We start from the raw sequence: 26065 nt of genomic DNA on the forward strand, positions 1-26065 counted from the left end.
GTTTGGAGCGATCATGTTTTGCAAAAAAAAGAATAATTTTTACAATGTTATTAAGGTCTTAAGTGAGGTGTCAGCATATCCAGTGATACAAAAGTTAGCCGAAGAAAAGCGTATTTCATTTGATGAAAAAAGTCATAAATTAAGTTTAAATTTGCCTTTTTATGCACCGCAATGGTTAAAGAAATTACAACAAGATTCATTTGGACCTTTTAAACAGTTATTTGAGGAAGATGTTCAATGGCAGGTAACAGAGCAAGTGTTAGCGGTTCAAAAAACACAGGATAAAAGATGTTTAGCAAATATAAAAAATATTATAGTCGTTGCATCAGGAAAAGGAGGGGTTGGTAAATCAACGGTTAGTGTTAATCTTGCTTTGGCATTGTTAAAAAATGGGGCAAAAGTGGGTATGCTCGATGCAGATATTTATGGGCCTTCTCTTCCCACTTTATTAGGCGTTAAAAACGCACAACCAAGTAGTTGTGATGGGAAGCTGATGCGTCCTATTCATGCACATGGTTTAGTGTGTAATAGTATTGGTTTTCTAGTTAAAGATGCCGAGGCGATGATTTGGCGCGGGCCTATGGCAAGTAAAGCACTACAACAGGTATTAAATGAAACAGATTGGCCAGAATTGGATTATTTGATCGTGGATATGCCACCAGGAACAGGAGATATTCAGTTAACCATGTCGCAAAATGTGCCGGTGAGCAGCGCGGTTATCGTAACGACCGCGCAAGATGTTGCTCTGATTGATGCGCAAAAGGGCGTCACTATGTTTAACAAAGTGGATGTTCATATTTCGGGTATTATTGAAAATATGAGCATGCATACTTGCACTAAATGCGGACATAAGGAAGCTATCTTTGGTAGTGGTGGCGGAGAAAAACTTGCAGAGCAATTTTCATTGCCATTTTTAGGGGTTTTACCTTTAGATATTAATTATAGAATTGATAGTGATGCTGGAATACCTACAGTTGTTAAAAATGAACGAACAGATCTTGTACAGCCTTATTTTAATTTGGCCGAAAAATTAGTGATACGTCTTTATTGTGATTTGCTACCTGCTAGTCAAAATATTTCTATTATGCAAGTAAAGTCATAAAACGATGCGCGACGAGTGGTTAAAAACATCGAGATGTCTGGGCTATTATATAAAGATTTCTTTTAGGGCTCGGACATCTCTTTTAAAATAGAGCCTCTTCGTGGTGCGTAGTGTAGATATTTAAAGTGTTTTCGTAGGCAAATAAGTTTGTAGAGATATGTGTATGTCTCCGATAGGTAAACATTAAGGATTCATACTTTGGAAAATAAAACGACTTGTACAATCGCAGCACCAATCTCTGGCGATAAAATTCTTACGGGTGATAGAGCAACTGGACCACTACATATAGGTCATTATGTTGGCTCATTACAACAACGCGTTATATTACAAGACAAATACCAACAAACGATTCTCGTCGCGGACATGCAAGGCTTAACCGATAACGGTTATCATCCAGAAAAGGTCTCTTCTAATATATTAAATGTCGTAGCAGATTATCTATGTGTTGGCATTGATCCCGCAAAAACGACTATTTGTTTACAATCTTCTATACCGGCACTTGCAGAGTTAACGATGTATTATGCTAATTTAGTGAGCGTGGCAAGGCTACAAAGAAACCCTACGGTTAAAAGTGAGATAGCTAATAAATCTTTTGGTAAATCGATTCCGGCTGGTTTTTTAACTTATCCTATCAGTCAAGCCGCAGATATTACCGCCTTTAACGGCACACTGATCCCTGTAGGAGAAGATCAATTACCTTTACTTGAGCAAACAAATGAAATCGTTCGTAAAATAAATGCGATTGCCGGAGAAGAAATTTTAGTCGAATGTCGTGCTTTACTCAGTAAAGTTCCACGTTTACCGGGTGCGGATGGTAAAAATAAAATGTCTAAATCAATGTCGAACAGTTTATTGCTGAGTGCAAGTGAACAAGATATTAAACGTGTGGTGAAATCCATGTATACCGATCCTAAACATCTGAATATTAATGATCCAGGACAAATTGAAGGCAATGTAGTGTTTACTTATTTAGATGCTTTTCATAGTGATAGCAAATATATTGAGACACTTAAAAGGCAGTATCAAGAAGGGGGCCTTGGCGATGGGCATACTAAAAAAATACTCGAAGAATGTTTACAAGATTTTCTTAGACCTATTCGCTTGCGCCGTGAAATGTTGATGAATGATAAAGCACAGTTGTTAAGCATATTAAAAGAAGGTACGGAGCGTTCTCAAGATGAGGCTAATCAAGTGTTGAGACGCGTCAAAAATGCATTTGGTTTAAATTTATTTTAAAAAAGATAAATAAAAAAGGCTTCTTTGTACAGAAGCCTTTTTTGATTTTGTTATTTATAATACATGTTCAAGAATAGCGCGCGATTGTGTTAGATTAATAGTACCATGCTCACCTAATGCGCTCATTTCATGTGCATCAAGAGCACTTAAAATAGTTTCAACAGAGGCCGCATCTAAAGATACGTCTGCAAGTGAAGTCGGTACGTTCATACTTTTAAAGAAATCGATAGTTTTACTAATTGCTAAATCAATACGCTCTTGTGTACTACCACTATTAATGGAAAAAATACGCGATGCATATTGTAATAATTTTGCTTCTTTGTTGTGGCGTTGATTGTGCATGACAGAGGGTAAAATAATACTTAAACTACGCGCATGATCAATACCAAAATTACCGGTTAATTCATGGCCTATCATATGAGACGCCCAATCTTGTGGTACACCGACGCCTAAAATACCGCTAAGGGCTTGTGTAGCTGTCCACATGATATTAGAGCGCACCTCTAAATCATTAGGCGTTGCGAGCACTTTAGGGCCTTCTTCGATTAAATTAAGTAATAAACCTTCTGCAAAGCGATCTTGTACTTTGGCGTTAACAGGATAAGTGAGGTACTGCTCCATGACATGTACAAAGGCATCAACGACACCGTTAGCACTTTGACGTGGTGATAGGCTTAGTGTGGTAGTTGGATCTAATACCGCAAAAAGTGGACGAACAAGAGGGCTGCCAAATGACAGTTTATTATGCTCACGAGTCACTACCGCACCACAATTACTCTCTGAGCCAGTAGCGGGAAGTGTTAAGACACAAGCGAGTGGCAGGGCGCTTACAACGGGGGCTTTTTTAGATAAAATATCCCAAGGATCATCTCCTTCAAAGCACGCAGCTGCAGCCATAAATTTAGTGCCATCAACGACAGATCCACCACCAACCGCAAGTAAATAATCAAATTTTTGCTCTTTTATTTTAGCAACACCTTTCATTAGAGTTGCGTATTTAGGATTGGCTTCGATACCTGAAAATTCATCCCAGTTATGCCCTTTTAAGGCGTCTTTAACTTGTGCATACACGCCGTTTTTTTTGATGGAGCCTCCTCCATAAGTGACTAATATTTTTTTATCTTTAGGAATGTTGGCAACAGCACTGATTTGCCCTTTACCAAAATAGATACAGGTAGTGTTATGGTAAGTAAAATTGTTCATTAGAATCCTCTCTGTACGGTACATAAAAATAGAATTAAACGTTGTTATATTGTGCTTCTAATAAATCTGCTTTATTAAAGGCTTCATGTGTTTTTAATAGTGCATCGTAGCGTTTTAGATGTTTAAAGTTATCTAACGTGAGGCTGTTTTTTAGGATCTCGACAATAAATGACATCATAATATCAGCACCACTTAAGCGTTCACCGACAAGGTAAGTTTTACCTTGTAATGACGCATTAAAGTAAAAGACAATCTTTTCTATTTCATTGTCGATATATGTATTAAGGTAACGTGTTTTACACCCATCTTTTTGTAAAAACATTTTCATTAGTAAAGGTAATATGGCTGAGCTCTCGGCGAAATGTAGCCACTGTATGTATTCAATATACTCTTTTGTATCGCGTTTAGGGGCTAATTTTTCGGCACCATAACGAGTAATTAAGTATTCTGTGATCGCACCTGATTCTACAATTATTTGTCCATTATCTTCAAGTACTGGAGATTTACCAAGAGCATGAATTTTTTTAATTTTTCAGGTGCTAGAAAAGTGTCTTTATCTCTTTTATAAGCAATAATTTGATACTTAACTTGCAACTCTTCTAAAAGCCAAATAATACGTTTTGAACGTGATTTATTCAGATGGTGTAAAGTAATCATTTATGATCCTCCGTATTTAAAGAAGGGTTAGGTTGATTTACTTGGATGACCAATTTGCCAAAGTTTTTACCTTCTAATAAGCCAATAAATGCTTGTGGAGCATTTTCTAAGCCTTGTATAAGATGTTCACGATAATGTATTTTCCCGGCCTTTAACCATTGTGTCATTTGCTGTGCAAATTCATCATAACGGTGTGCGTAATCATCAAAAATAATAAAGCCTTGCATTTTAATGCGTTTCACTAAAAGAGTACCCATCAATAATGACAGACGATCCGGACCTGAATTTAATGTGGTTGCATTATATTGTGAAATTAAGCCACAAATGGGTACTCGTGCACCAGTATTTAGCAAAGGAAGCACTGCATCAAATACTTTTCCACCTACATTTTCATAATAAATATCAATGCCTTCATGACAAACTTGCGCTAATTGTTGAGAGAAATTTGCATCTTTATGGTCGAGGCAGTCATCAAAACCCAATACATTTTTCACATACTCACATTTCTCGCTACCGCCTGCGATACCGATAACACGACACCCTTTTATTTTACCAATTTGCCCTACCGTTGCACCGACTGCGCCACTGGCAGCTGCCACGACCAAAGTATCCCCTGATTTAGGTTGACCAATATCGAGCAACCCCATATAAGCGGTAAAGCCGGGCATGCCCATAATGCCAAGGGCATGTGAAGGATTTTGTGGGGATTGCCCTAAATGCACTAATCCAACACCATTAGAAATGCTAAAATCTTGCCAACCGCCATAAGCGAGTACCCAATCACCGGGTTTAAATTGGCTATTTTTAGATATTTCAACTTGGCAAACCGTTGCTCCGAGTATCACATCTTTCAATGCAAGGGGGGGGGCATATGATGCTACATCACTCATTCGGCCTCGCATATATGGGTCGAGAGATAAATAGATGCTACGCAATAAAACCTCTCCGTCTTTTGGCGTTGGTTTAGTCGTTGATTGTAGATTAAAATCGCTTAATTTAGGTGCGCCAATAGGGCGTGCGTTTAAAATAACTTGCCTGTTTTGAATATTACTCATGGGTAACCCTTTGATTAAATAAAACCACAATTAGACTGGTCGTCTAGTTGTTTGTTGTAAAAAAAATCATGCAATTAAAGCATGATTTTGCGTTTAAAAATGTACATCATTTTTTAGAATAGCTTTTGTTATAGTCATAGTTTGATCTAAACCTTGGCTATTTTTACTGAGTTTACACAGTAAACTTGAACCAATCCATAGATTGTAGAGAAGCTCTGCACTGTTATAGGCTTCTCTGATAGGAATAGACCCATCTTTTATGCCCGCTTCAATACATAAACTAAGGCTGGCAATGATATTTTTGGCACCACTGAGTAATGCCAGTCGCATAGACTCAGAAAGATCAGAAACTTCAGCACTTAATTTAACAACAAGGCAGGTATGTACAACCCCTTGTGTATTTTGAGCATCAATCCAGCGTTGCCAATAAGTAATTAATTTATCATAAGCATTGATATGTGGTGCATTAAAAAGTGTTTCTAGTTCAATTTGATAATGAGTAAAATAATCTTGGATAAGGGCTTCGCCAAATAATTCTTTCGATTTAAAGTAATGATAAAAAGAGCCCTTGGGTACTTGTGCATGTTTTAATATTTGCGCAAGGCCAACATTTGAAAAGCCTTGTCTTGCTATCAATTGATAACCACAGTTTAAAATATGTTGACGTGTTGTATTGTTTTCTATTTTCATAAGACACAGCTTAAAATAAAATAGACCAGTCGTCTAGCTATTTTTGAGTGAAAAGTAATAAAAATGAAGATTTTATTTTAAGTAGTACAAAGAGATAAAGTAAGCCGTTTAGTAACTCAAGGAAACAGTTAAAAAATGATGGATGAAGAATTTGATTTTGATGCTCACTCATTGTTAAATGCAGCACTTAAGATTGAAGCAGAGATAACAGGGTTAGATATAGAAGAATTTCAAGCAAGCTTGCGCTTACAAAAAATTGTTATAAATTCTAAATTAAAAGATTTTAAACAGGAAGATAAACCTAAATTGTTGTTTTTACTGGACATAATCTACAAGCAGTTAGGTTTTGCCGGTGATTGGAAAGCCTTCTATAAAGTAGAAAATGCCTTACTGTCACAAGTTTTAAAACTGCGCAAAGGGATCCCAATTAGTTTAGGTATTCTTCTTTTAGATATTCTAGATTCGTGCTCTTTTAAAGCCCAGGGGATATGCTTCCCAAGTGGATTTATGATTGTGATACATATTGACGATGAGCGCCTTTATTTAGATCCCTTTACGGGAGAATTACTAAACAGAAACAAATTAGAACTAAAAGTGCGTGGGGAGTTAGGAAACCATGCTCGTTTACATTCAAATATGTTAAAACACGACAGTAATGAAAGTATAATTAAACGTTATATTCATGTTTTAAAGGCCGCTTATGTTCAAGCCGAAAGTATCGAGTTGGCGTTAATTTGTACCGAGATTATATTAAGGCTCGGTCCGGATGATGCGTATGAAGTTCGCGATCGCGGGTTTTTATTCCAACAATTAAATTGTTTAAGTTTGGCATGTGATGATTTTGAGTTTTTTATAAAAAAGCATCCGCAAGATCCTTTAGTGACAATATTAAAGAAACAGATTCAAAGTATGAGTTTTAAACCTCAAGTTATTCATTAGAGAGAGTAATATGACACAACAAAAAATAATTAAAGTTGGCAATATTGACATTGGTAACGATCTACCTTTTGTTTTATTTGGTGGTATGAATGTTTTAGAGTCTCGTGACTTAGCCATGCGCATGGTAGAAAAATATGTTGAAGTGACCAGTGCTCTAAAAATTCCTTATGTTTTTAAAGCATCCTTTGATAAAGCTAACCGTTCTTCTATTCATAGTTATCGAGGTCCTGGGCTTGAAGAAGGTTTGCGTATTTTTGAAGAGATTAAAAAGACATTTAACGTGCCAATTATTACTGATGTACATGAGCCTCATCAAGCCGCCGCGGTAGCTGAAGTGGTTGATGTTATTCAATTGCCTGCTTTTTTAAGTCGCCAGACAGATCTTGTGCAAGCAATGGCATCGACTAATGCTGTTATTAATGTTAAAAAAGCACAATTTTTGGCAGCCCATGAAATGGCGCATATCATCACTAAATTTAAAGAAGCGGGTAATGATAAAATTATTTTATGCGAGCGAGGAAGCTGCTTTGGATATAATAATTTAATCGTAGATATGTTGGGATTTAACATTATGAAAGAGACAGGGCATCCTGTGATTTTTGATGTAACTCATGCATTACAAAAACCAGGTGCACGCAGTGATAGTGCAGATGGGCGTCGTAGCCAAGTGGTGCAATTGGGGCTTGCTGGTATGTCTCAAGGTATTGCAGGATTATTTTTAGAATCTCATCCTGATCCAAGTAATGCGAAATGTGATGGTCCTTGTGCCTTAGCATTAGATAAATTAAAACCATTTTTGACGCAAATGCAACAAATGGATGAACTGGTGAAAAGTTTTGATGTTATCGATACCGAATAAATTACTCATGACTAAGTCGAATCGTTTTTTTCTTTTGATGGCAAGTTTGCTGGGAGCGACGGGTGTCGCGCTTGGCGCTTATGCGAGTCATGGATTGTCCTCTTGGGGCAGTGCACAACAAGTTGAGTATTTTCAATTAGCCGTTAACTACCAGCTATTACATGCCATTGTACTTTTAATCATATCTGTCATAAATTTATTGATGCCGAATCGTTATTTATTATTGAGTCAAATATCTTTATTGCTCGGCGTTTGTTTTTTTAGTGGTAGTTTGTATTTATATGTTTTAATGGGAACAAAAATCATTGTCTGGATAACCCCTGTCGGTGGGTTATTATTGATATTGGCGTGGCTATTTGCTGCGTTATCTTTTATTACAAAGAGTAGAAAATGTTAGGGATTTTATTATATTGTCGTCCGGGTTTTGAAAATGATTGTGCCAATGAAATTCAAGATAAGGCGGGTGCGTTAAATGTTTTTGGCTTTATAAAAACACAACGTCAAAGTGGTTATGTGTTTTATCAATGTTATAACCCAGAAGATGTCTTAGAGCTTGCTAAAGGTATTGATTACTCGCAACTGATTTTTGCACGGCAAATGATAGCTGTAAAAACGTTTTTAAAAGCATTACCGTTGCAAGATCGTATCACGCCTATTTTAGATGCGATGCGCGATCTACCAATGGGTGGTGATTTATATGTTGAAACGCCAGAAGGCGATGAAACTAAACCATTACTGACTTTTTGTCGGAAATTTACAGTGCCATTGCGCCAAGCATTAAAGAAACAAAATATTTTAACTGCAAAAGAAAATCGTAAAAAAATATGTTACCACTTATGTTTTTTGGATAATCAATCCACTTATATTGGGTATTCTTTACCGCAAAATCGTAATGAACAATATATGGGAATTATGCGTTTGCGTTTTCCAAGTGAAGCGCCGAGTCGTTCAACGCTGAAACTCGAAGAAGCATTACATACGTTTTTAACGGCAGAAGAGCGCGAGGAGCGTTTTAAATCAGGGATGCATGCAGTTGATTTAGGAGCATGTCCGGGCGGTTGGACTTATCAATTAGTACGTCAAGGTATGTTTGTTAGTTGTGTTGATAATGGTGCAATGGCACAAAGCTTAATGGACAGTGGTCAAGTAAAGCATTTTATGGAAGATGGTTTTAAATTTGAACCAGAGCGTAAAAATATTGATTGGTTAGTCTGTGATATGATAGAAAAGCCGAAACGCGTAGCGCAATTAATGGCTAAATGGCTTGTTGAAGGTTGGTGTAAAGAAACGATATTCAATCTGAAGCTTCCCATGAAAAAGCGTTACCAAGAAGCTCAACAAGATATTAAAATAATCACGGATATACTGGAAGATGCGGGTATTAAATATCAATTACAAGCAAAACAGTTATATCATGATAGAGAAGAGATAAGTGTGCATATTAGTTTGCTGGGTAATGTTTGGGGTAAACAAATAGGGCATGATCAATAAATATTTCTGATTATAAATAGAATAAAAAAAACCAGTGTAAATCACTGGTTTTTTATTTTTGTTATCGGAAATGATAAGATATTTTTTCGTTGGCAACCTTAAAAGGTTAAACGAAAGGAGTATCAAGAATTTAGTTTTTACATCACTTATTATTTACTCAATGTGTTTTATGTTTATTTGTTGCATTGTTTTATTATCCTTAAAAGTAGAGGATACTTTACTGCAGTTATCACTGAGAGAGCAACCAACACAGGCGATACCTTTGCGTTTGTCCGATATTATTTTTCCTATGGCCATTGCAAAAATTAATAAAATAACAAATAAAACAATAATATTGAGCATATATGATCCTAGTTTTTCATTGTTTTTAAAGTAACGACTGTTTGCTTATCGCCTTTTTTCATTAAGTAAAAAAGATAGCTAACTAATAATAAGCAAATTATAAAGCCATAAATAAAGCCATCACCTAATGTTCCCGTGGTAATTAACGTGCCGATTTGGTAGGTAATAAATGCCATGAAATACCCCATACCAAATTGAAAAGCAACCCCTCCCCATAACCATTTTTTATCTTCCATTTCAGCATTCATTGCACCAATCGCAGCAAAACAAGGAGGCGTAAATAGATTAAAGATTAAGTAAGATAAGGCTGCAACAGATGAGAGTCCCATAATACTTGCTACTTGAGAGCCACCAGAAACTAATGCCAATTCATCGGTGTTGATAAAGTTAGTAATGCTGTAAACGACGGCTAGAGTACCGACTACATTTTCTTTTGCAATAAAGCCTGTAATGGCGGCAGCTGCCAATTGCCATACACCAAATCCAAGAGGAATTAAGAAGAACGCAAACGGAGATGAGACACTTGCTAAAATACTGCTACTTTGTTCCCCTGCAGCTACAACATCAAATTGCCAAGTAAAGGTTTGCATTATTTGTACGGCAGCGTTACATAAAAGAATAATTGTTCCGGCTTTAACAATAAAAGCTTTTGCTCTTGAAAGGGTGGATGTAATGGCTCGTTGAATACTCGGGAAGCGATATTCGGGTAATTCCATGATAAAAAAGGAGCGAGAATTCTTTTCTCCGGTGATACGCATAACCACTAAAGCACCTAAAATGATAATGGCTATCCCCATAAAGTACATTAAAGTGCCAACCCATGCTGCATCATTAAAGAAAACACCAGCAAATAAAGCAATCACGGGTAATTTAGCGCCGCATGGCATAAAAGGAGTGAGCATCGCGGTTGTTCTACGTTGTCGTTCATTTTTAATGGTGCGGGTGGCCATTATTCCGGGGATAGAGCAACCGGTACCGATGATGATAGGAATAATAGATTTACCAGATAAGCCTACACGTTTGAAGTAACGATCCATTACAACGGCAACACGGGCCATATAGCCACAATCTTCTAAGATAGCGAGGAGAAAGAAAAGCACCATGATAAGAGGTAAAAAGCCTACAACAGCACCAACACCACCGATAATACCATCAAGTAATAATGAGCTTAAAACGGGGGATACATCATTTCCGAGTAAATTTTGCACAAAAACATAAAAAATCTCAATCCATCCGCCAAGTATTTCCGCTAAAATAGGACCTAAATAGGTTTGTGAAATAGAAAATACGGTCCACATGATAAAGGCAAAAATAGGTAATCCCAGCCATTTATGGGCGACAACACGATCAACACTATCTTGTATTGTTTGTTGATTGCTTTTGTTTTGTCTCATCTCGACGCTTTGAACCAGTTGTTCTACAAATTGAAAGCGCTTTATATCAACTTCTTTTACTGCCTTTTTGTTGTTTAAATCGACATTGTCTATTTTAAAGGGGGCACGTTGAGAGTGCTCTGTCACTGAAAGCACTTTTTCTATAAGTGCATCTAAACCATTACCTCTATTTTTAACCGCCACGATTTCAACAACCGGACAACTTAACATTTTACTTAAAGCCGCAACATCAATGATTGTTTTTTTCTTTTGGGTTAGATCTGTTTTATTGAGCGCAATAACAACGGGAATGCCAAGTTCAAGTAATTGAGTACTTAAAAACAAACTACGGCTTAAATTCGTGGCATCAACAATATTAATGATCACTTCTGGCTGTTGATTTTTAACAAAATCGCGGGTGATAGCCTCTTCTGATGTAAAAGGAGAGAGAGAATATGCACCGGGTAAATCAACCGCAGTAATGGAGGTATTGGTTTGGTTAAATATTTTTTTTATTAACGCTTCTTTTTTATTGACGGTAACTCCAGCCCAATTTCCTACGTGTGCCGTTTTACCGGTTAACGCGTTAAATAAAGTTGTTTTCCCACTATTGGGATTACCCGCTAATGCAATTTTCAAAAAAATCTCCTAATGCTGTGATAGGTTTACATATATGTAATGGATGTTAAGTGTATTAATATGGTTCTAAATATCTACCGAGACAAATGTTGCATTTTCTAATATTGAATTTAAAACATATACTACGACGGATAAACCTAATATTATTTTAGTGTCACTCGATGATCTTGGTTATGGTCAAATGAATTTTGATAAAAGATCTTTTGATCCTAAAACAATGGAAAATAGAAAAACAGTTGAAACATATACCATTTCTATCGCGAAGGCGATTGAGGCCGCAAAAAAATCAACACCGACATTAAATAAATTAATGAGTGAAGGTGTTAAGTTAACGAATGGTTATGTGGCTCATGGCGTGTCAGGACCATCTCGAGCCGCGATAATGACCGGGCGCTCACCTGCTCGTTACGGTGTTTATTCAAATATTGATGCAGAAGAGGGTATTTCTTTATCTGAAACATTCTTGCCAGAGCTTTTTCAAAATCATGGTTATTATACGGCAGCGATTGGTAAGTGGCACATGTCTAAAATTTCGAGTATTAAAGCCCCTAAAAATGGACGCTCTCGAGATTATCACGATAATTATATTCAATTTTCTTCAGAAGAAACCCAACCTCAAAATAGAGGGTTTGATTATTTTATGGGCTTCCATAATCATGGTGCAGCTTATTATAATTCACCCGCATTATTTAAAAATCGGGAACAAATTAAAGCGGTAGGTTATATTTCAGATCAGTTTACAACGGAGTCCATCGGTGTTGTAAACAGAGCTAAGATGTTAGAGCAACCTTTTCTGCTGTATTTAGCCTTTAATGCGCCTCATTTGCCAAATGATGCACCCGCTCCAATTCAATATCAATCTAAATTTAATACGGGAAGCCCAACGGCCGATAACTTCTATGCGTCAATTTATGCAGCAGATCAAGGTTTAAATCGTATTTTAGAACAGATGAAAAAAAATGGTCAATATGATAATACGATGATTTTATTTACTTCAGATAATGGCGCGGTTATTGATGGACCTTTGCCTCTAAATGGCGCCCAAAAGGGTTATAAAGGTCAAACGACGACAGGGGGAACACATACTCCTATGTTTATCTGGTATGGCGGTCGTTTACATCAGGGCTCTGATTACAATAAACTTGTCTCTGCCATGGATTTATTTCCTACTGCATTAGATGTAGCAGGTATTGCTGTGCCAAATAATTTAGATGGGGTTTCTTTACTTCCATATCTTCAAGGTGATAAAAAAGGTAATCCACATCAAAACCTCTATTGGATGACCTCATATCCTCATCATTTTGATGAAGGTAATATTGCATTTTGGAATGGTTATCATAAATTTATTCGTTATGAATCAGACGATTACCCTTTCAATCCGAATACAGAAGCATTAAGTGAATTTTCATGGACCATTCGTAATAATGACTTCATGTTAATGTATCTTGAAGAATCGGGTGAATATGGCATGTATAAATTGAATGATTTACGTCAAGAGCATAATTTAATTAAGATGAATCCTAAAACATTTGTGCAAATGAAAGAAGATATGAAAAAATTCATCGCTTCTACGAAAAAACCTAACAATCCAATTACTCTTCCTAAATATGAACGAATTAAACGATCATCCCTTAAATAGATAAACGTATTATTTATTTCGAGGTGTATATAAAATATACACCTTATGTACTTATGGAGATGTGCTTTTGAGCACTTATATTAATATGCATATAACCGCAAAACCTACTAGCTTCCAGTGTAATTTAAATTGTGATTATTGTTTTTATTTAGAAAAAGAATTTTCTTTGCCAGCAAAACTAACGCAAACAATGACATATCCAGTGTTAGAACAATATATTAAGCACTATATTGAAGCTGCGGGAGAAAATGTTTATTTTACTTGGCAAGGAGGAGAGCCAACTTTAGCTGGATTACCCTTTTATGAACAGGCTGTTAAATATCAAAAAACATATGCAAAGAATAAAAAGATTTACAATGCATTTCAAACTAATGGTATTTTAATCAATGTTAAATGGTGTGATTTTTTCTTAAAAAATGATTTCTTAGTGGGGATATCTATAGATGGACCAGAAACAATACATAATAAATATCGGGTAACTAAATCTAACAAAGGCACTTTTAAACAGGTGATGAGAGCCATTGAATTATTTAATGAGCATGCGGTTAAATTTAATACATTGACGGTAGTCAATAATTTAAATGTACAGTATCCGATTGAAACATATAATTTTTTAAAATCTATTGGAGCAAAGCATTTACAATTTATAGAGCTTGTTGAAACCCAAGAGTTGAACGAAAATCATATCCCTATTTGGTTTGGCGATGAGCCACAGAGTGTGACATTATGTCCGTTTTCGGTACCAGCGGAGCAATACGGGAAATTTATGGTGGAAATATTTAAACAATGGGTGTCCCAAGATGTCGGGAAAATTTTTGTTCGACAATTTGAGAGTCTAATTAGTTGTTTCATGGGCAATGGACATTCAAGTTGTATCTTTCAAAATGCTTGCGGTGATAATCTTGTCATTGAAGCTGATGGTAGTATTTATGAGTGTGATCATTTTGTTTACGATGGTTATTTATTGGGTAATATTTCTGATATTAAATTATCGAATGCGTTTGGGCATAACGTTAATACACAAAAGAAAACGCTATCTGAGCAATGCGAGCAATGCGCTTATATTGAAATATGTAATGGAGGGTGCCCTAAACATCGATTCATAAAAAGTAAAATAGACAATTTGAACGTTTCATATTTTTGTGCAGGCTATAAACTCATGTTCCGTGAAATGACGCCTTATTTGAATGCAATGCGAGAATTATTGAACTCCGGTCTCCCTGCGTATCATATTATGGATTTAGTCGATATTATTCGAGAAAATCAAGGCGCTAAAATAACTTTTTAGTCAAATTCATGTTAAAGACAAACATGAGCCGTTATGATAGCGATCTTACAATCGCTTCTTTATTCTCACATATTCTTTTGGGATAATAGAATATGATTTAAATGATACTTTACAACAGGTAATAAAATGGCTTTAAAACCAACTATTTATAAGATGAGCATTAATCGCTCTGATTTCAACAATGATATTTATGATGCATTTAATTTTACACTTGCTCAGCATCCTTCTGAAAATTTAGAACGAATGATGGCACGTGTCGTTGCATATTGTTTACAATATCAAGAGTTTTTAGCGTTCAGTAAGGGGTTATTTAGTGTTGATGATCCAGATATTTGGGCAAAAAACTTGTCGGATGAGCTATTGGTTTGGATTGATATGGGAGAGCCTGCGTTTGAGCGTATTAAAAAAGCGAGTCGTAGAGCAAAATCTGTTTATATTTATACTTTTAATAGCAAATCGGATGTGTGGTGGCAGCAAGGAAAAAAGGACTTTTCGAAATTAAAAAATGTTGAAGTTTATCAATTTGAGTTTGCTCAAATTCAAGAATTAGCATTGTTAGTGCAACGCTCTATGGAAATTTCAATGACTATGTCTGGGCAAACCTGCTACATAGCGACTCAAAAAGGGGAATGTGAAATTAATTATGTTACCTTGCAAAGTGCGCAATAAGATGAAAGTCTCTGTGTTTTTTGCTATGCTCTTGCACCTTATTTTATTAACCAAAAACAGTGATATAACATGAAATTTATTGTCAAATTTTTCCCTGAAATTATGATGAAAAGTAAGCCTGTTCGAAAACGCTTTAGTAAAATGTTACAAGGTAACATTCGCAATGTCTTATGTAATGTTGATGTTGATGTAAAAGTGATTTTAGAATGGGATAAAATCATTGTGCGTACGGAGAATGAAAGTGCGCAAAACAAAGAAAACATTATCTTCCGTTTGGCGAGTACTCCTGGTATTGCACATTTTTTAGAAGTCAGAGAAACGCAATTTACGGAATTACACGATGCTTATGAACAAACGAAAGAACACCTAGGTGATTCATTAACCGGCAAAACATTTTGTGTGCGTGTGAAACGCGTTGGTAAGCATGATTTTTCTTCCATTGAAGCGGAGCGCTATATTGGAGGGGGTTTAAATCAATTTACAGACGCGGCAGGGGTCAAATTAAAAAATCCTGATATCACCGTAAGATTAGAAATTAATAATGATAAGCTTTTCTTTATTGATAAGCGCCATCCTGGGTTAGGAGGGTTTCCTTTAGGAACACAAGAATCTGTACTATCTTTGATTTCAGGTGGGTTTGATTCTGGCGTATCAAGCTATCAATTTATTAAACGTGGCTCACGTGTGCATTATTGTTTCTTTAATTTAGGTGGTGCGGCGCATGAAATTGGAGTGAAACAGGTTGCGTATCGTTTATGGGAGCGTTTTGGCTCTTCACATAAAGTTAAATTTATTTCGATTCCTTTTGAACCGGTAGTTGCCGAAATATTAGAGAAAGTGGATAACGGTCAGATGGGTGTGGTGCTAAAACGTATGATGATGCGTGCGGGAACATTAGTTGCTGAGCGTTTAAATATTGAATCTTTGGTGACTGGAGAGGCATTAGGTCAGGTTTCAAGCCAAACATTACGTAATTTATCGGTGATCGATAAAGTCACAGATATGCTTATCTTGCGTCCGTTAATTGTGACGGATAAACAAGATATTATTGATTGTGCTCGCTTAATTGGTACGGCTGAGATTTCTGAGACTATCCCTGAATATTGTGGTGTGATTTCACAGCGCCCGACGGTTAAAGCCGTAATGAGTAAAATTGAAAAAGAAGAAGCTAAATTTGATCTCTCTTTGATTCAAGCTGTGGTTGAAAAAGCAAAAGTTATCGATATTCGTGATATTGCGAAAGCTGCTCATAAGGACGTAGTCGAAGTTGAATCTGTTTCTGCTTTTAATACTAATGAAGTGATTATAGATATTCGTTCGGCAGAAGAACAAGAAATGGCGCCTTTATCGATTAAAGATGTACATATTGAATATTTACCCTTCTTTAAATTGGCATCACAATTTGGGGAATTAGCACAAGATAAAACATATCTTCTATATTGTGATCGTGGCGTAATGAGTCAATTACAAGCATTATATTTAAAAGAAGCTGGATTTGATAATGTGAAAGTTTATCGCCCTTAGTAAGTGTTCAGATAAAAATGGTGCAAGGTCTAGGGTGCCATTTTGTATATGTAGGGGTTAAATAAATTGCCGGGGTAACACGTGTTTTAGTTTAATTTTCACTATACCTCGGTATGTTTCGTTTCATGGTATCATTCTGTATTTATCCAACATTTAAAAGATGATTTTTTTGAAAGACCTTTCCTAAATCATTCTCGTGAAATATCCTTTGGCACGGTGGTGTATTGTGTGGACAGAATCTTCATTCGACGATTGAGGTGATATTGTGAATATTTTTTGTTTTCGTTTAAATATTTCTTATCAAGCATTTGAGCAATTATATCGTTCGCCAAATACAGTGATTAAAGTTCGTGATGATACAGGGCGCATGTTACAAATTCCTGCGATGCGTTTTGTGCCTTTTTTTTCGCAGTTAGGGGTGAGAGGATACTTTCAACTAACCCTTTCTGAGAAAAATAAATTTGAAAAGCTAGTGTTATTAGAGCAATAAAGAAAAAAAGCCTAGGAAAAAAGGGGATACCTAGGCAACTAAAGGCATAAACACAACATAAAAATATTGTGACTAATGAGATGAGATTTTCTGCGTATTAAACGCAGATCTAATAAATATAAATGTCTCACTTAAAAGCAATACTTCTTAAGTAAAGAATAACCGACATTCCTAAAATTAAAAGTTTATTTGAAAGTTATTTGTCAAATAAATTAGAATCACGAATCAATTCTCTGGGAAGATTATTTTTAATCCGATTATTTAGTACCTTTCCAAAACCGATTATAATATTACGATAGCTAAGTAAAACCTCACCCGTTTCGAATTTATGATTTAAGTCGCGAATATCACGGCCTTGATAAAAAGCCTGTGCTTGTTGAGCATTAAGAGATAAAACGTTTTTAGTGGCGTGCGCGCCAAATAAAGTTAAAAACTCATGCGTACTTTTAAAGCCACTTCTTCGACCTTTACCAAATTCTTCTGCAATCTTAATGCCTAAGCGAGAGAAACGGATCTTTGGAATCAATGCTTTGATAGGATCGGGGAATAGCCAAAAGTCTTGATCGCGTTGATATAACATCCCACTAATGTTTGCTATGCCGAATTTCTGTTCAAAATAAGCATATAACTCAGCTTCTTTTTGTCTTGTAGGACGAATAAAAGGAAACTTACCTAAACGCTTTTTAACTTCGGGAGGAGTTGTAGGGCCAATTTTACGTAATGCGGCGACAAAAAAACCTTCACTATCATAAATGTGAGGCCATACGTGTAAGAAGCCATCTTCCGTGCATGACTTCGATGCGCCTGGAAATAAAGACGCCAGATTTAAAAACTCAACACTGTCGGTAAAATGTTCTTTGAGAAAATGACAAACTTCTTGATTTTCTTCATGGCTTAAGGTGCAAGTTGAATAGATTAAAACGCCTTGCTCTTTTAGTGCGTAAAAAGCACTTTTAATCAGTTCTTTTTGGGTTAAAGCGATATTTTCAATGGCGTTTTGATTCCAGTTTTTCATCGCATTTTTATCTTTACGTATCGTTCCTTCACACGAGCAAGGAGCATCAAGTAAAATTGCATCAAAGCTGTTCGGTAGCCATGCACCAAATACATTGCCATTAAAATGAGTTAAGGCTACATTTTTAATACCACAACGTTGCATATTAGCATGCAAAATTTTAACGCGGCTGGCGGAGAAGTCATTGGCAATAAGTAAGCCTTGATTGTTCATCTTAGCCGCTATTTGAGTTGTCTTTGAACCCGGGGCTGCGGATAGATCAAGTAAAACAGATTGCTCGTTACTTTTAAAGAAATGGAAGAGTGCACTGACAGGAAGCATGGAGCTGGCTTCTTGTAAATAACAAAGTCCGGCAAGATGTTCAAAACTATTACCCAAAGGCGTTATCTGTGTACTTGTTTTTATCCAAAAACCCTCTGTGCACCAAGGAATGGGAGTTAATTCCCATTGATGTTCCGCCGCTAGGCATTTAAAATCAGCAATGCTAATTTTTAAGGTGTTTACTCGAATAGCGGGTCGAAGAGGGCGCTGACACGCATCCAGAAAATCTTGAAAAGAAAGTTTCTCCGGAAAGATCCCGGACATTTTATTAATAAAAGCGGCCGGAAGAAGAGTATTGTTATCCATTAAAAATCCTAAATAAAACACACACAAAAAAGTGTGTGTTTTATACCATACTCTACCTTAAAAAAGCTATGTTTTTGGGATGGATAATTGCCAATTAAACCATTTGTCTTGTACATCTAATTGTAAGGTGAAATGTGCATTTGATTCTGCAGGGGCCTGTAATTTATATCGGTCGTTGGTGCTCATATTTATGCCTCCTTTCACTAAGGAGGTTAGAGATGTGGTTTTTAGGGTGGCGCCACTAATACCTACATCGAGATTAAAGCCTGATGCGGGCCAAAAGATAGAGTTTTGGCGAATGATGGTGGTGTACTTCGGATAAATGTTTAAGGTTATTTCAACGCCACTGGCATCATTATTTAATTGTTTTGCAATCACTTCACCAATTTGAATTTGACGATGGTAAACGGGACTGCCTATATTGGTTGAGCCAGCGTTGTTTGCCAATAAAATGATGGTTAAGCCTTGTTTGTTTTTGGGTAATAAGGGCTCGTTTAACTCGCCCTTAAAAATACTCGTCAACTGACCATTTCCAGGGCTAACATTAATGTAATCACCACTGATTAAGGTAGATAAGTTTTTGGCGCCCGAAAGTGAAATATGACTACTTACAACCCAAAAACGGCTGTTTTTGTGCAGTACTTGCTTAATAAAAGGTGCTTTTATATTTGCAATGACTTGGATTTTGTTATTTTCATCTAAACTTAAGTTTTTTACCTCGCCAATAACAAGTCCATTTGATTTTAGTTTATTGCCCACTTTTAAGTTGTTAGCGTTTTCAAAAATGATGGTGATAGATTTTTCGGGATTGGCCGCTTCTTGGTAACTGGCGAAAAGTTTATAAGCTCCATTTTTAAAACGGTTATTGATATTAGCATTACCTTGTTCTACCGCAATACCTCCGCTAGTGATGGCAAGTAATGATTCCGCCTGCATTTTTATACCTTGTAGATCTGCTGAAAGTTTAAAACCACTCACATTCCAAAAAACACTTTCGGCATTAATAAGATGTTTATACGAACCTTTTATGATTAATGTGGTACGTATGAGACCAGAATCATCAAAATTAAACGAGCTTATTTCACCAATGGGGAACTTATGGTAATAAACTGGAGAGCCTACATTTAAAGCCGGTAGTTTTGTGCTTAATATATTAACCGTTAAGGGGCTAGTGAAAATGTCTTTCCCTTCTTTTGCTATCGCTCTCGATGCGTATAAGCGGAATATTTGATGTTTAGATAAGGTGCTAACAGGGGTGTTTCTTGGGATCGGAATTTGATTATATAAACCGATTCCCCCACTGATAATATTTTCGAGGGGGCTTGATTGTAATTTAATACCAGTGAATGACATTTGTAAATTAACACCACTTAATAAATAAAATTTACTTTGTTTATTAATCAGGTATCGATATTTGGTGTTTATTTGCATCATCACTTCAATAAACTTGCCGGAATTAGAGATGTGCAAACGGCTTATTTCACCTATTTTTATACCTTGGAATTGGATAGGATCGTTTTTATTTAAACCCGTCGCATCTTCGGTTAATAGGTGTAGAGTTAAATCAGGTTTTAAAGGGAGCTGTTCAAGATTTACATTAAATTGTTTCTTTGGTGTGGCATTAGATTTAATAGAGGGAGCAAAAGCAATATAGTTGCCTCTCACAATATTACTGACATTACTTATTTTAGTAAAAGAAATCGATGTTTTTTCGAGCCAAAATTGTGCATTTTGGGTCATTAGATCACTAAATTCAGGCGTTATAGTGGCTTTAGCTATAAAATATTTTTTGTTTTTAACATATTTTATCTCCGTTAAATGGCCTATGTTGTGTCCTTTAAAGCGAATGTCTGCTCCATTAGATAAGTTTTCCGTGGATTTTAAAATCAGTGTAATTGTTACGCCATGCTGACTCTCTTTAAAGTCGTTATAAAGGGTAAATATTTTTTGTGTGCTTAATTTCGGGCTATTATCGGGTGAGCTAAACGTTATTCCGCCTGCAATTAATGCACTGATACTTGCAATTTTTAAATCAAACCCATTACTCGAAATATTGGCATTTAATCCACTTATATTCCAAAACTTACTATTAGCATGGAGTAAATAGCTATATTTTTTATCGATAAATGCACTGATATCTACATTTCTTGTATCTTTCGCTAATTGTATTTTAATGACTTCACCGACTTTTATCTTTTTATAGAACAAAGGCGTTGCAATACCAATAGAATCAGCTTGTTTACTTTTCAAATTAACCAGTAATGCACCTTTTGGTATATAAACGGGAGGTTCTGAAACGGCTTCAAAATTGTTTCTCGTATCGCCGTTTCCAGGGTGTAAATTAATGTAACTTCCAGAAAAAAGAGTGTCTAGTCCAGAGATGGCGGTTAAAGATGCTTGTGGAGAAACCAACCAAAATTGCGTATTTTCACGTAACATCGATGTTGCGTGTGATTCAATGGTTGCGGTGATGTTGATACCGCTCCGGCTGTCTAATTCGATTTTTTTTACGGTACCGACAATCACACCTTTATAACGTATACGTGTTTTATCGACAATAATGCCTTCAGCATTGGTAAAATGGATAGAGATACTTTCATTGGCATTGGTAATATTGGTGAGTAAGAGCCATCCACCTAAAATTGCGGCAAGCAAAGGTAAAAACCAAATGGGAGAAAATACGCGTTTTTTTGCGAGAGTGGCTTGGTTTCTTGATTTTACATCAGTCATTATTTTGTGCATCCCAAATTAAACGAGTATCGAAGTTGTTGGCGGCAAAAAGAGTACAAAGCACAACCAAAGTAAAAGAGGATGCCGCAATACCAGGGTAAACAGAAAGTAAATTTCCTTTATCAAAGACAGCAACCATGATGGAGATCACAAAAAGGTCTAAAACGGACCATTTCCCTATCCATGCAATAAAAGCGAAGGCTAAAAATTGTGTTTTAGCATTGAGTTTATATTTAAAATGTACGGCGAGTGTGATGATAGTTAAGCCGACGATTTTTAAAATAGGAACAACAATAGAAGCAATAAAAACAATGCCTGCAATGATCTTCATATTACTATCCATTAAACTTAAGATGCCTGAAAAAATCGTATCTGGATAGAGTATTGAATTTTTTAGTAAATAAGTAATTGGATAAATATTGGCCGGGATCAAAAAGACAATGGCGGTTATCAAAAGAGCCGATGTTTTTTGCAAACTATTTTTTTTGCGTAATGAAATTCGATTTAAACAGTGAGGACAAATATCAGGATGTTGTGTTTGTTTGCTTGTTTTACAACAAACACAACAAAGTTGTAAACCTTGTTGTCGGCCAGAGAGGCCCGCTTTTGCTATTTCATTCATTATAATACTTTTCCCAGCTATGATGGTCACTGTAATTGCTTAGAATAAGCATATTTATCCACAAAAGAGCGATAAAGAAGTAAAAACCAAGGCCAAAATAAAGATCGGCGTAGGCGATTAATTTGAAAATGGCGACAATTAAACTTACTAAATAAACTTCAAGCATTGACCAATGCGACAGTATGCGGGTGACTTTTAATATTTGAGGTAAAAAAACAAAACGAAGATTAAAAGTAAAACACGTACTACTAATGACAATGCTAATAATCAATAGTGTTGGGGCAACTACGGCACAAAACAAAACCATAAAGGCAACTAGAGGCGCACTATTAAGCATCATCAATGCGCCGTGCAATAGATTGGTATCTTCGGTTAGGCCCAGTATATGTATAGAAAAAAGAGGGAGAGTAAATGCTGGGAAAAGTAAGAGTAAGGCGCAGATACTGAGTGCTAACATCCAAGAGCAACGTTATTTTTATCAGTTAGATATTTTAAATAAAGGATAAAATGTTGGCTGTTAAACTCTTTTATTCCGCTCATTTAGAATTTTTAGTTAATGATTATTAGGCACCAAAAAAGTATAACAAGAGTTAGATAGATGTTTAAACGCGTAGAAAGAACGAAATAGAGCGGGAAAAGTAATGTTTGTTTGGCAACTTATAAAATATGTTATTTCTAACATTGTTATCTTTGCTTTTCCCCTGTAACCTAGCTTTTTTTTAGGTTTAATATTTAACGAACCTAGTTATATTTTTCTATATAAAGGATATTCTGGATATGAGCAATAAGCTGATCCTCGTACTGAACTGTGGTAGTTCTTCTTTGAAATTTGCGATTATTGATACAATCAGTGGTGATGAAAAACTATCGGGTCTTGCTGAGTGCCTACATTTAGAGAATGCTTCGATTAAGTGGAAATTAAAGGGCGTTAAGGGCCGTGCTGAATTAGGCAATGGCAGTGCGCATAAAGAAGCTTTAGATTTTATTGTAAACGAAATATTGGGCTCTGAAACTGAATTAAAAGCAAGTTTACATGGTATTGGTCATCGTGTTGTACATGGTGGTGAAAAATTCACTTCATCAATGTTGATCTGTGAGAAAGTTCTTCGTGGTATTGATGAATGCAAAGCACTTGCTCCATTGCATAATCCTGCGCATCTTGTTGGGATTGAAGCTGCTCAACAAGCATTTCCATTGCTACCTAATGTGGCTGTTTTTGATACTGCATTCCATCAAACAATGCCAGAAGAAGCTTATTTATATGCTCTACCTTATAAACTATACCAACAAAATGGTATTCGTCGTTATGGTATGCATGGAACAAGTCATTATTTCATCAGTGTCGAAATGGCAAAGAAATTAAACAAACCATTGAATGAACTAAATATTATTAGCTGTCATTTAGGTAATGGAGGCTCTGTTTGTGCGATAAAGAATGGGAAATCTGTGGATACTTCAATGGGTATGACGCCACTTGAAGGTTTAGTTATGGGTACGCGTTGTGGTGATATTGATCCTGCTATAATTTTCCATCTTCATGATGAATTAGGCTATAGCCTAGATGAAATTAATACGATGTTAACCAAAGAGTCTGGTTTACTAGGTTTAACGGAAACTAGCAGTGATTGTCGTTTTGTTGAAGATAATTATGCAACTGATAAAGGTGCGAAGCGTGCGATGGATCTTTATTGCTATCGTCTAGCGAAATACATTGCAAGCTACACGGCAGCATTAGATGGCCGTTTAGATGCAGTTGTCTTTACTGGAGGCATTGGTGAAAACTCTGCACCAATTCGCGCCATGACTTTAGAGCGTTTAAGTTTGCTTGGCTTTAAAATTGACAATGAAGCTAATCTTAAATGTTGTTTTGGTAAAGAAGGCGTTATCAGTGCGCAAGATAGTACGCTTGCAATGGTGATCTCTACAAATGAAGAATGGGTTATTGCCGAAGATACTTTAGCTTTAACTAGCTAATCAATGCTTATTAGTATAAAAAACCAATGAGAGTTGGTTTTTTATACTGTACAAAAATATAACGCGTATTTTTTAATAAATAGCGTTTTTTCAACTTCCTACCAAATAAGATCATCCGGTACGGCAAATTCCGCATAGGGATCATCGTCATCAATCTCTGATTTTTCTACTTTTTCATGTAAAGAAACTAAAACAGAAGCATCAATGGCACTGAGTTTTTCTGCCGCTTCTTTATGAATTAGATAAAATTCATCATTAAGTACACAAATTGCAAGCATACCATTGATAAGCGCTTGTTGTGTTTGGTTGTTAATTGCGATACGTTTCACTTTATTTTGATAGGTAAAATGATAATCAATTTCACCTTGGTAATACTTCTCACAATGTTGAGCTATCATTTGTATCAATTTACCATGTGCAGAGCGCGCATCTAGATCTGCTTGTTGTTGGCGATTTTTGTCTAAATCTTGATTTTTTTGTTGTTCTTTTTGTTGATGCAGTGATAACTGTAATTCAGATACTTCGTGAGTTCCTTTTTTCTTCTTCTGTTTTGCTTTACGTCGTTTTTCTGTTTGTGCTTGTTTTGCTTTTTGTTTATTAATCAAACCAGATTTCATCAATTGTTCTTGTAGGGATGCCATATGTGACCTTTACTCAAGATAAAAAATCTATTTTACCGATAAAGAGATTTTAAGGATATAGTATTTAATGTAAGACGACTTATTTTCCCATAAAAATCGACAAATACTTAAAATTGATTACGCTTTAATATATGCAAACAGGAAATGTCTATGACTAATTTACAAATTAAAGAATATATGATTGGCAAAAGCCTATCTTTTAAAAAAGAGATGACCATCGCTAATGCTGTTGAAATCCTATTGTCTAATCCTCAATTTGGTGGGCCGGTCCTCGATGACGTAGGGCATGTGATTGGTTGGTTATCAGAGCAAGATTGCTTAGCTAAAATGTTAGAAGCTAGTTATCATTGTGAGCTGGTGGCTTTAGTGGAAGATGTGATGTTTAAAGATGTTTTGATTTTAAAATCAGATATGAATGTTGTTGATTTAGCCCAAATAATGTTGCAAAACAAGCCTAAAATGTATCCAATTGTTGATGAGAATAATCTGTATATTGGTTTAATATCACGTAAGCATGTTTTAAGGGCAATAACTCGGCAATTAGAAAACTGTTGATAGGATTAATTCTTGTGCTTGCCAACAATCAGATTTAAGGGGCTTCTTGTTATATAAGTTGAGCTGTTTTATAAAATCAGCTCTAGGAGTTTCCTTTACTCCTAAGCTTTCTAAGTGTGTGGTCAGTATTTGACAGTCTATAAGTTGACCGTTATAAGATTGAAAGTGTTGATGTAGAGCAATAAACGCAAGTTTGGAACTGTTCGGCATCACACTAAACATGGATTCACCACAAAATATTTGTCCAATCACAATACCGTAGAGACCTCCGACTAATTTTCCTAAATAAAAGACTTCAATAGAGTGTGCCCAACCTAGTTGATGTAATCGAATATAGGCTTGGCTTATCTCTTTGGTTATCCATGTCTCATTTTGGGCTGCGCGAGGCTTAGCGCAAGCATGTATTACTTTATCAAAGTGTTTGTTGACACTAATCGTGTATGGATTGTTTTTAATCAGGCGGCGCATGCTTTTACTAATATGTACGTTACCCGCCCGAATAGTTGCTCGATTTGTTGGGCTCCACCAGAGAAGAGGATCGTTTGCACTATACCAAGGGAATATGCCTTGTTGATAGGCGCTAATAATTCGTAGAGGGCTTAAATCTCCCCCGATGGCTAATAAGCCATCGGGGGAGATTAGTGCTCGGTTAACATTTGGAAAATGTGTAGGATCTTGATTCAAAGTAATTAAATAATTTTTCAT

At 36.0% G+C, this 26065-nt stretch carries 24 protein-coding genes and 1 pseudogene; 13 read left to right on the top strand and 12 right to left on the bottom strand.

The genetic code is table 11. The features are described 5' to 3' along the window. Nucleotides 1-67 precede the first annotated feature (67 nt). Nucleotides 68-1102 (top strand): iron-sulfur cluster carrier protein ApbC, encoded by a 1035-nt coding sequence (gene apbC, locus B8W84_RS03005; protein WP_257797896.1) that lies wholly within the window; start codon nucleotides 68-70, stop codon nucleotides 1100-1102. 189 nt (nucleotides 1103-1291) lie between these two features. Continuing rightward, entirely contained in the window at nucleotides 1292-2338 is a 1047-nt protein-coding gene (trpS, locus tag B8W84_RS03010; RefSeq protein WP_094751852.1) for a tryptophan--tRNA ligase, read from the top strand. Nucleotides 2339-2392: 54 nt separating this feature from the next. Here the strand turns inward: trpS and B8W84_RS03015 are convergent, their stop codons facing one another. The 4 genes and pseudogenes from B8W84_RS03015 to B8W84_RS03030 all read right to left on the bottom strand — a co-directional run bounded on the left by B8W84_RS03015 (nucleotide 2393) and on the right by B8W84_RS03030 (nucleotide 5943). After that, nucleotides 2393-3541 (bottom strand): iron-containing alcohol dehydrogenase, encoded by a 1149-nt coding sequence (locus B8W84_RS03015; protein WP_094751853.1) that lies wholly within the window; start codon nucleotides 3539-3541, stop codon nucleotides 2393-2395. Between the two features lie 34 nt (nucleotides 3542-3575). Further along, a pseudogene (locus tag B8W84_RS03020) lies at nucleotides 3576-4198 on the bottom strand (glutathione S-transferase family protein). Then, on the bottom strand, nucleotides 4195-5253 hold the full coding sequence (locus tag B8W84_RS03025) for an NADP-dependent oxidoreductase (protein WP_094751854.1): 1059 nt from the start codon (nucleotides 5251-5253) through the stop codon (nucleotides 4195-4197). The pseudogene B8W84_RS03020 and the gene B8W84_RS03025 overlap by 4 nt, the downstream one beginning before the upstream one ends. A 93-nt stretch (nucleotides 5254-5346) precedes the next feature. Further along, nucleotides 5347-5943 (bottom strand): TetR/AcrR family transcriptional regulator, encoded by a 597-nt coding sequence (locus B8W84_RS03030; RefSeq protein ID WP_094751855.1) that lies wholly within the window; start codon nucleotides 5941-5943, stop codon nucleotides 5347-5349. Nucleotides 5944-6078: 135 nt separating this feature from the next. On the opposite strand from B8W84_RS03030, the gene B8W84_RS03035 reads away from it, so the two are divergent. From B8W84_RS03035 to rlmM, 4 genes are read left to right on the top strand one after another with little or no spacing between them, the layout of a single operon-like run. After that, entirely contained in the window at nucleotides 6079-6882 is an 804-nt protein-coding gene (locus tag B8W84_RS03035) for a SirB1 family protein (protein ID WP_094751856.1), read from the top strand. Between the two features lie 10 nt (nucleotides 6883-6892). Continuing rightward, nucleotides 6893-7741 (top strand): 3-deoxy-8-phosphooctulonate synthase, encoded by an 849-nt coding sequence (gene kdsA, locus B8W84_RS03040; RefSeq protein WP_094751857.1) that lies wholly within the window; start codon nucleotides 6893-6895, stop codon nucleotides 7739-7741. Then, the gene (locus B8W84_RS03045) at nucleotides 7722-8138 is read left to right on the top strand and encodes a DUF423 domain-containing protein (protein WP_257797897.1); all 417 of its coding nucleotides are present in this window, start codon (nucleotides 7722-7724) and stop codon (nucleotides 8136-8138) included. The genes kdsA and B8W84_RS03045 overlap by 20 nt, the downstream gene beginning before the upstream one ends. Beyond that, complete coding sequence (rlmM, locus tag B8W84_RS03050; RefSeq protein WP_094751858.1) at nucleotides 8132-9232, top strand: 23S rRNA (cytidine(2498)-2'-O)-methyltransferase RlmM; 1101 nt, start codon at nucleotides 8132-8134, stop codon at nucleotides 9230-9232. The genes B8W84_RS03045 and rlmM overlap by 7 nt, the downstream gene beginning before the upstream one ends. A 153-nt stretch (nucleotides 9233-9385) precedes the next feature. On the opposite strand, the gene B8W84_RS03055 is transcribed toward rlmM, so the two are convergent. Both B8W84_RS03055 and feoB read right to left on the bottom strand, forming a co-directional pair. After that, nucleotides 9386-9574: a FeoB-associated Cys-rich membrane protein gene (locus B8W84_RS03055; RefSeq protein ID WP_094751859.1), complete on the bottom strand. Its 189-nt coding sequence runs from the start codon at nucleotides 9572-9574 to the stop codon at nucleotides 9386-9388. 8 nt (nucleotides 9575-9582) lie between these two features. Continuing rightward, nucleotides 9583-11586, bottom strand: a complete 2004-nt coding sequence (gene feoB / locus B8W84_RS03060; protein ID WP_094751860.1) for a ferrous iron transport protein B — start codon at nucleotides 11584-11586, stop codon at nucleotides 9583-9585. A gap of 145 nt (nucleotides 11587-11731) precedes the next feature. Between feoB and B8W84_RS03065 the strand changes: the two genes are divergently transcribed. The 5 genes from B8W84_RS03065 (at nucleotide 11732) to B8W84_RS03085 (ending at nucleotide 17196) form a co-directional block, all read left to right on the top strand. Further along, nucleotides 11732-13225 (top strand): sulfatase family protein, encoded by a 1494-nt coding sequence (locus B8W84_RS03065; RefSeq protein ID WP_257797946.1) that lies wholly within the window; start codon nucleotides 11732-11734, stop codon nucleotides 13223-13225. 67 nt (nucleotides 13226-13292) lie between these two features. Further along, nucleotides 13293-14513: an anaerobic sulfatase maturase gene (locus tag B8W84_RS03070; protein ID WP_219349760.1), complete on the top strand. Its 1221-nt coding sequence runs from the start codon at nucleotides 13293-13295 to the stop codon at nucleotides 14511-14513. A gap of 126 nt (nucleotides 14514-14639) precedes the next feature. Next, nucleotides 14640-15182, top strand: a complete 543-nt coding sequence (locus B8W84_RS03075; RefSeq protein ID WP_094751863.1) for a YaeQ family protein — start codon at nucleotides 14640-14642, stop codon at nucleotides 15180-15182. A gap of 69 nt (nucleotides 15183-15251) precedes the next feature. Beyond that, nucleotides 15252-16706 (top strand): tRNA uracil 4-sulfurtransferase ThiI, encoded by a 1455-nt coding sequence (thiI, locus tag B8W84_RS03080; protein ID WP_094751864.1) that lies wholly within the window; start codon nucleotides 15252-15254, stop codon nucleotides 16704-16706. Nucleotides 16707-16971: 265 nt separating this feature from the next. Beyond that, complete coding sequence (locus tag B8W84_RS03085) at nucleotides 16972-17196, top strand: DUF2835 domain-containing protein (RefSeq protein WP_094751865.1); 225 nt, start codon at nucleotides 16972-16974, stop codon at nucleotides 17194-17196. Between the two features lie 196 nt (nucleotides 17197-17392). On the opposite strand, the gene rsmF is transcribed toward B8W84_RS03085, so the two are convergent. From rsmF to B8W84_RS03105, 4 genes are all read right to left on the bottom strand, one after another. Further along, nucleotides 17393-18838: a 16S rRNA (cytosine(1407)-C(5))-methyltransferase RsmF gene (gene rsmF / locus B8W84_RS03090; RefSeq protein WP_094751866.1), complete on the bottom strand. Its 1446-nt coding sequence runs from the start codon at nucleotides 18836-18838 to the stop codon at nucleotides 17393-17395. Between the two features lie 66 nt (nucleotides 18839-18904). Further along, nucleotides 18905-21568 (bottom strand): PqiB family protein, encoded by a 2664-nt coding sequence (locus B8W84_RS03095; RefSeq protein ID WP_094751867.1) that lies wholly within the window; start codon nucleotides 21566-21568, stop codon nucleotides 18905-18907. Continuing rightward, nucleotides 21561-22190 (bottom strand): paraquat-inducible protein A, encoded by a 630-nt coding sequence (locus tag B8W84_RS03100; protein ID WP_094751868.1) that lies wholly within the window; start codon nucleotides 22188-22190, stop codon nucleotides 21561-21563. The genes B8W84_RS03095 and B8W84_RS03100 overlap by 8 nt, the downstream gene beginning before the upstream one ends. Then, nucleotides 22183-22647: a paraquat-inducible protein A gene (locus tag B8W84_RS03105; protein WP_094751869.1), complete on the bottom strand. Its 465-nt coding sequence runs from the start codon at nucleotides 22645-22647 to the stop codon at nucleotides 22183-22185. The genes B8W84_RS03100 and B8W84_RS03105 overlap by 8 nt, the downstream gene beginning before the upstream one ends. A 320-nt stretch (nucleotides 22648-22967) precedes the next feature. Here B8W84_RS03105 and B8W84_RS03110 point away from each other — a divergent pair, with 320 nt between their 5' ends. After that, a complete protein-coding gene (locus B8W84_RS03110) occupies nucleotides 22968-24164 on the top strand; it encodes an acetate kinase (protein WP_094751870.1) in 1197 nt (398 codons plus the stop codon). A 98-nt stretch (nucleotides 24165-24262) separates the two neighbouring features. Here B8W84_RS03110 and B8W84_RS03115 read toward each other — a convergent pair whose 3' ends face one another. After that, on the bottom strand, nucleotides 24263-24805 hold the full coding sequence (locus tag B8W84_RS03115; protein WP_094751871.1) for a DUF2058 domain-containing protein: 543 nt from the start codon (nucleotides 24803-24805) through the stop codon (nucleotides 24263-24265). A gap of 150 nt (nucleotides 24806-24955) precedes the next feature. Here B8W84_RS03115 and B8W84_RS03120 point away from each other — a divergent pair, with 150 nt between their 5' ends. After that, the gene (locus tag B8W84_RS03120; protein ID WP_094751872.1) at nucleotides 24956-25360 is read left to right on the top strand and encodes a CBS domain-containing protein; all 405 of its coding nucleotides are present in this window, start codon (nucleotides 24956-24958) and stop codon (nucleotides 25358-25360) included. Here the strand turns inward: B8W84_RS03120 and aat are convergent. Further along, on the bottom strand, nucleotides 25346-26065 hold the full coding sequence (gene aat / locus B8W84_RS03125; protein WP_094751873.1) for a leucyl/phenylalanyl-tRNA--protein transferase: 720 nt from the start codon (nucleotides 26063-26065) through the stop codon (nucleotides 25346-25348). The two genes, B8W84_RS03120 and aat, sit on opposite strands and share 15 nt — an antisense overlap.

It is taken from the genome of Psychromonas sp. CD1 (assembly GCF_002239585.1).
Classification (GTDB): Bacteria; Pseudomonadota; Gammaproteobacteria; order Enterobacterales; family Psychromonadaceae; genus Psychromonas.